The sequence below is a fragment of the Streptomyces sp. GC420 genome (genome assembly GCF_009916105.1).
Taxonomy (GTDB): domain Bacteria; phylum Actinomycetota; class Actinomycetes; order Streptomycetales; family Streptomycetaceae; genus Streptomyces.
This window is the reverse complement of the sequence record NZ_JAAAXQ010000449.1, coordinates 1-5,612: the sequence shown is the minus strand read 5'-3', so window position 1 is coordinate 5,612 and position 5,612 is coordinate 1. Positions and strand designations below refer to the sequence as shown.

General features: G+C 75.2%; 3 protein-coding genes. All 3 read left to right on the top strand.

Translation table 11 applies throughout. The annotated features are described in order from the left end of the window. The first annotated feature begins 194 nt into the window (after window positions 1-194). The 3 genes from purD (at window position 195) to GUY61_RS33655 (ending at window position 5,585) form a co-directional block, all read left to right on the top strand. Window positions 195-1,451, top strand: coding sequence for a phosphoribosylamine--glycine ligase (gene purD / locus GUY61_RS33665; protein ID WP_166634116.1), 1,257 nt, complete (start codon window positions 195-197; stop codon window positions 1,449-1,451). Between the two features lie 301 nt (window positions 1,452-1,752). After that, window positions 1,753-3,759, top strand: a complete 2,007-nt coding sequence (locus GUY61_RS33660; protein ID WP_166634117.1) for a hypothetical protein — start codon at window positions 1,753-1,755, stop codon at window positions 3,757-3,759. Between the two features lie 302 nt (window positions 3,760-4,061). Next, on the top strand, window positions 4,062-5,585 hold the full coding sequence (locus tag GUY61_RS33655) for a N,N-dimethylformamidase beta subunit family domain-containing protein (protein ID WP_166634115.1): 1,524 nt from the start codon (window positions 4,062-4,064) through the stop codon (window positions 5,583-5,585). Window positions 5,586-5,612: the final 27 nt, after the last annotated feature.

Here is a 5,612-nt window from a genome sequence, read left to right as displayed (position 1 = left end):
CGGAAGCCCTCGTAGTGGGCCTGCTCGGGCTTTCGGCCAACGCAGCGTGGGGGTACCTCCCGCGCCCGGAGGGCTGCGGGGGAGTGCCGTGCAGGGCGTCGCGACGGGGCGAACCTTGGCTGACGCGGCACTAGCTCGGGCCCACTGGGCGGACCGCACAGGGCGCCGCCCGCCGCGCGGGCTAGGCTGCACCTGTGAAGGTCCTCGTCATCGGAAGCGGCGCCCGCGAACACGCCCTGTGCCGCTCCCTCTCGCTCGATCCCGACGTCACCGAACTGCACTGCGCCCCCGGCAACGCGGGCATCGCCGAGGTGGCCGCGCTGCACACGGTCGATGCCCTCGACGGCGAGGCCGTGGCCGCGCTTGCCACGCGGCTCGGCGCCGAGCTGGTCGTCGTCGGCCCCGAGGCGCCGCTCGTCGCCGGTGTCGCCGACGCCGTCCGCGCGGCGGGGATCCCGTGCTTCGGGCCGTCCCGGGAGGCAGCCAGGCTCGAAGGGTCCAAGGCCTTCGCCAAGGACGTCATGGCGGCGGCCGGTGTGCCCACGGCCCGCAGCTATGTCTGCACCACCCCCCAGGAGATCGACGAGGCCCTCGACGCCTTCGGCCCGCCCTACGTCGTCAAGGACGACGGTCTCGCCGCGGGGAAGGGCGTCGTCGTCACCCCCGACCTCGACACCGCGAGGCAGCACGCCCTCGCCTGCGAACGCGTGGTCATCGAGGAGTTCCTCGACGGCCCCGAGGTCTCCCTCTTCGCCGTCACCGACGGCCGGACGGTCGTCCCGCTCCAGCCCGCCCAGGACTTCAAGCGGGCCCTGGACAACGACGAGGGCCCCAACACCGGCGGCATGGGCGCGTACTCCCCGCTCCCCTGGGCAGACCCCAAGCTGGTCGAGGAGGTCCTGGCGACCGTCCTGCAGCCCACCGTCGACGAGCTGCGCCGCCGCGGTACGCCCTTCTCCGGGCTGCTGTACGCCGGTCTGGCGATCACCTCGCGCGGCGTGAGGGTCATCGAGTTCAACGCCCGCTTCGGCGACCCCGAGACCCAGGTCGTCCTGGCCCGGCTGCGGACCCCTCTCGCCGGGCTGCTGCTCGCCTCCGCCAACGGCTCGCTCGACCTGGTCCCGCCGCTCAAGTGGCGCGACGAGGCGGCGGTCACGGTCGTCGTGGCCTCGCACAACTACCCGGGCACCCCCCGTACGGGAGACCCGATCGAGGGCCTCGACGAGATCGCGGCCGAGGACGCCCCGCACGCGTACGTCCTGCACGCGGGCACCAAGAGGGACGGCGCGGCCGTGGTCAGCGCCGGGGGCCGGGTGCTCTCCGTCACCGCGACCGGGGCCGGCCTGGCCGCGGCCCGCGAGCGCGCGTACCGCGCCGTGGCCCGGATCCGGCTCGACGGCTCCCAGTACCGGACCGACATCGCGGCCAAGGCCGCCGCCGAAGCCCAGTAGTCCCGCGGCCCGCCGGTGGCCCGCCGCACGGCGGCCCCTGAGGACCCGTGCGGCCGCGGCACCCCCGCGTGTCAGCCACCTCTGCCCAACGCCATTCCATCGGGTGAGCGATCGCCCATCCTGCTGACGCACGTCGGCGCCCCAACTAGGGTGCCGCGCAAGCGTTCCGGCACTTGGCCCACTGACATTGCGATGTCACCGGTGGGTGCCACAGTGGGGGAATGAGCAACGCCAGGGCGTCCGGCGCCGTCTTCCTCGGAGGGAGACGGCCAGCAGGGGGTGATCTCCGGTCGTGAGCGGGATGGTGGGAGGCGACGAGGCGGGTGCGCAGGCCGCGCGCTTGCGGGCCATGGCCGTGCTGCGTGTCCGCAGCCGGGCGCTGGCCGTCGCCCTGCTGCCCGCGGCCGTCGCGGTCGTCCTGCTCGCCGGCGGAGCCACCGGGCGCCTCGGCGGTGCCTGGGACCCCGCCCGCTGGGCGGTGACGACCCTGGCCGTGCTCGTGCTGCTGGCCGCCGCCGGCGTCGGGCTCGTCGTCGTACGGGCCAGGCCCGCAGTAAGCCCCACCGTGCCGATCCGCGAGGAGTCGGCCCCCGACCTCTACCGTCTGGTGCGCGATCTCGCCGACCGGCTCGGCGTGCCCGCGCCCTCGGCCATAGCTCTCACCCCCGACTGCGACAGCTGGCTGGAGGACCGTACGCACCCGGCGCACGGCCCGCCGTCGGTCCGCCAGGGCACCGGCCCTTCGCACCTGTCCGGCCGCCGGGCCCGCTCCGGCCCGGTCGACGGGGAAGGGCCCGTTGCCCCCGTCCTGGTCATCGGCTCGCCCTTCCTGTGGTGGATGCGGGTCGCCGAACTGCGCGCCGTCCTCGCGCCCGTCGTCGCCGGTACGGGGCCCTCGGCCCATCCCGACATAGCAGCCGCACGTCGCTTCGTACGCGGTCTCGACGCCGCCGTGGCCGAGGCCGCGAAGCCCGGCAGGGGCCTCCTCGGCACAGCCGCGCTGGGACTCGTCGGGTGGGTGGCCCGGCTGCTGCTGCGCAGCTGCCGGGTGCACGCCGCCGAGATGGAACGAGGGGTCGCCGTCGCCTCCGCCGAGCGCGCGCAGGACGTGGACTACGGACTGCGGATCGTCGCCCAGGAGCAGGTCGGGCTGGCCTATGCGGGCTGGGACCGGCTGCTGACCAGGGTCGCCCTGCCCGCGTGGCGCATGGGCCGCTGGCCGTCCCGGCTCGACGCGGGGGTCGTCTCGGCCCTCACCGAACTGTCACGCAGGGACCGCCTGGCGGAAGGCTTCGCCTCCCGGCTCGGCGAGCGCCCGGCCTGCGACCTGCTGGAGGAGCCCGGCGCCGTCGACGAGGCCGCCTCCCTGCTCGCCGCGCGCCTCTTCCACGGCGCTCCCGCGGAGCCCGGACCCGACTGGTGCCCGGTGGACTGGCAGAAGTACCCGGAGGAGGTCGTGGACCGCAAGTGGCGCATGGAGGCCGCCCGGCTGCACGCGGTCCTCGACACGATGGGCCGGCCCGGAGCGGACCACCCCGCGCACGCCCCGGGCCCGGAGGACCGCCCGACCCTTGACCGGGTCATCCGCCGCCTGGAGCACGGAGCCGGTGCCGGTGAGAGCGGTGTGGCTGGTACCGGTGCTGACGGGACCGGTGTGGCTGGTACCGGTGCTGACGGGACCGGTGCCGGTGGCGCCGAGGCCGTCCCGGGCACGGGAGGTACGCCGGGCACCGGAGGTCCGCCGGTCGCCGGAGTGCACGGAGACGCCGCGGCACCGGAGCCCCGGCGGGCTGGTGCCGCACCGGGCGGGCCGCACGCCCCCGACGGCATGCCGGACGCCGGGCTGCCCGCCGTCAACGCCGACGAGGTGCCGGACGCGACGCCGCATCGCGTCGCCACCACCGGCACGGCAGGCGGCAGCGCCGAGGCGGAGCTGGCGGCCCGGCTGAGCGCCGAGGTCGCCAGGGAGGAGGCCGCCGGGCCCCGCCCGCCCGCGCCCGGGCCCGCCGACCAGGACTGGGAGAGCGCCGGCCTGATGCCGGTCTTCCCGCCGCAGCCGCCCCGCAGCGGGCGGGAACTCCTCGTCGACCATGTGACGGCGATGGTCTGCTGCGCGGCCGTCGACACGGCGGGAGCCGCTCCCGGCCTCGACTGGCTCGACGGTCCCTCCCTGCTGGTCGCCGGCGAGCGGATAGCAGACCTGGCCCCCCGCGTCCTCACACTCGTGGAGGACGGCGACGCGACGCCGCTGCGCAGCTGGCTCAGCACCGTCGGCGTCCGCGCCGAGAAGCCCGTCCGCCTCGTCTGAGCCCGGTCCGGTCAGGACCCGCTCCCCCTACCGGCCGTCCGGCGTCCCCGCGGGCGGACCCGCGCCCCTGCCGGCCGGGTCCGGAGTCCCTCCGGCCACAGGGCTCCGCGGCCCGGTCCGGGACCGTCCAACCCGCCCCAGTGGCCGGAAAACATCCCGCACGCGCCAATTCACGACGAACGGTGACGGAGTGCGTGCGTTATGTGATGTGCTGGGACCGGTCCGGCCCCGGCGCGCCTGCGGGCAGGCGATCGCCGGCAGGCGGACGCGGGGCATCGGTGGGGGACCGAGGAGGGGAGCGTATGGCTACGGAGCACATCCGGCGTTGGGACTCCGGGGCCCTCGCGCACGCCGTCACGGATCCCTTCGGTCAGGGCCCGCTCCCCTGGCTCCGCGGCAGCGAGACGTACTTCGACGACACCGGCCACGTCGTCCCCTGGTACGTCGATGCCGCGGACGCGGACGTCGCGGCCCCCGGCCGGGCCGGCGGCGCGGCCGGACGCAGGATTCCGCAGCCACGCGGCAGCAGCGGCGGTAGCGGCCCGCGGAGCGCGGACGACGTGCACTTTCAGATCAAGGGCTTCGTCTCCACCGGTGCGGTCGCCCCCGGCGACGCCATCGACTTCCACGTCGCCGTGGATCCGCCCCAGCAGTTCTCCGTGGACATCTACCGGATCGGCCACTACGGCGGGGACGGCGCCGCGAAGATCACCACCAGTCCCCGGCTCTCCGGGATCGTCCAGCCACCCCCGCTCACCGCCGACCGTACGGTCTCCTGCCACCACTGGTGGCTGTCCTGGCGTCTCCAGGTGCCCACCTACTGGTCGGTTGGCGCGTACGTCGCCGTGCTGACCACCGCCGACGGCCACCGCTCGCACATTCCCTTCACCGTCCGCGACGACCACCCCGCCGACCTGCTGCTTCTGCTCCCGGACATCACCTGGCAGGCGTACAACCTCTTCCCTGAGGACGGCCGGACCGGCGCCAGCCTCTACCACGCCTGGGACGAGAACGGCCGGCTGCTCGGCGAGGACGAGGCAGCCGTCACCGTCTCCTTCGACCGGCCCTACGCGGGCGCCGGCCTGCCGCTGCACGTGGGGCACGCCTACGACTTCATCCGCTGGGCCGAGCGGTACGGCTACGACGTCGCCTACGCCGACGCCCGCGACCTGCACGCGGGCCGCGTCGACCCGACCCGCTACCGCGGCCTGGTCTTCCCCGGCCACGACGAGTACTGGTCGACCGCCATGCGCCGCACCGTCGAGCTCGCCCGCGAGAACGGCACCTCGCTGGTCTTCCTCTCCGCCAACACCATGTACTGGCAGGTGGAGCTGTCCCCCTCCCCCTCCGGGATCCCCGACCGGCTGCTGACCTGCCGGAAGCGCCGCGGCCCCGGCAGGCCCGCCCTGTGGCGCGAGCTCGGCAGGCCCGAGCAGCAGCTGCTCGGCATCCAGTACGCGGGCCGGGTGCCGGAGCCGTCCCCGCTGGTGGTCCGCAACGCGGACCACTGGCTGTGGGACGCGACCGGCACCGGCGAGGGCGACGAGATCCCGGGGCTGGTGGCCGGGGAGGCCGACCGCTACTTCCCGCGCACGGCGCTGCCCGACCACGACCACCGCATTCTGCTCGCGCACTCGCCGTACGAGGACGCCGAGGGAAACCCGCGGCACCAGGAGACCTCGCTGTACCGGGCACCCAGCGGCGCGCTGGTCTTCGCCGCCGGAACCTTCGCGTGGTCCCCCGCGCTGGACCGCCCCGGCCATGTGGAGCCCCGCATCCAGCGGGCGACGGCCAATCTCCTCGACCGCATCTGCAAACGCGACTGACCCCGCCGCCGACGGGCCCCGTTGCCC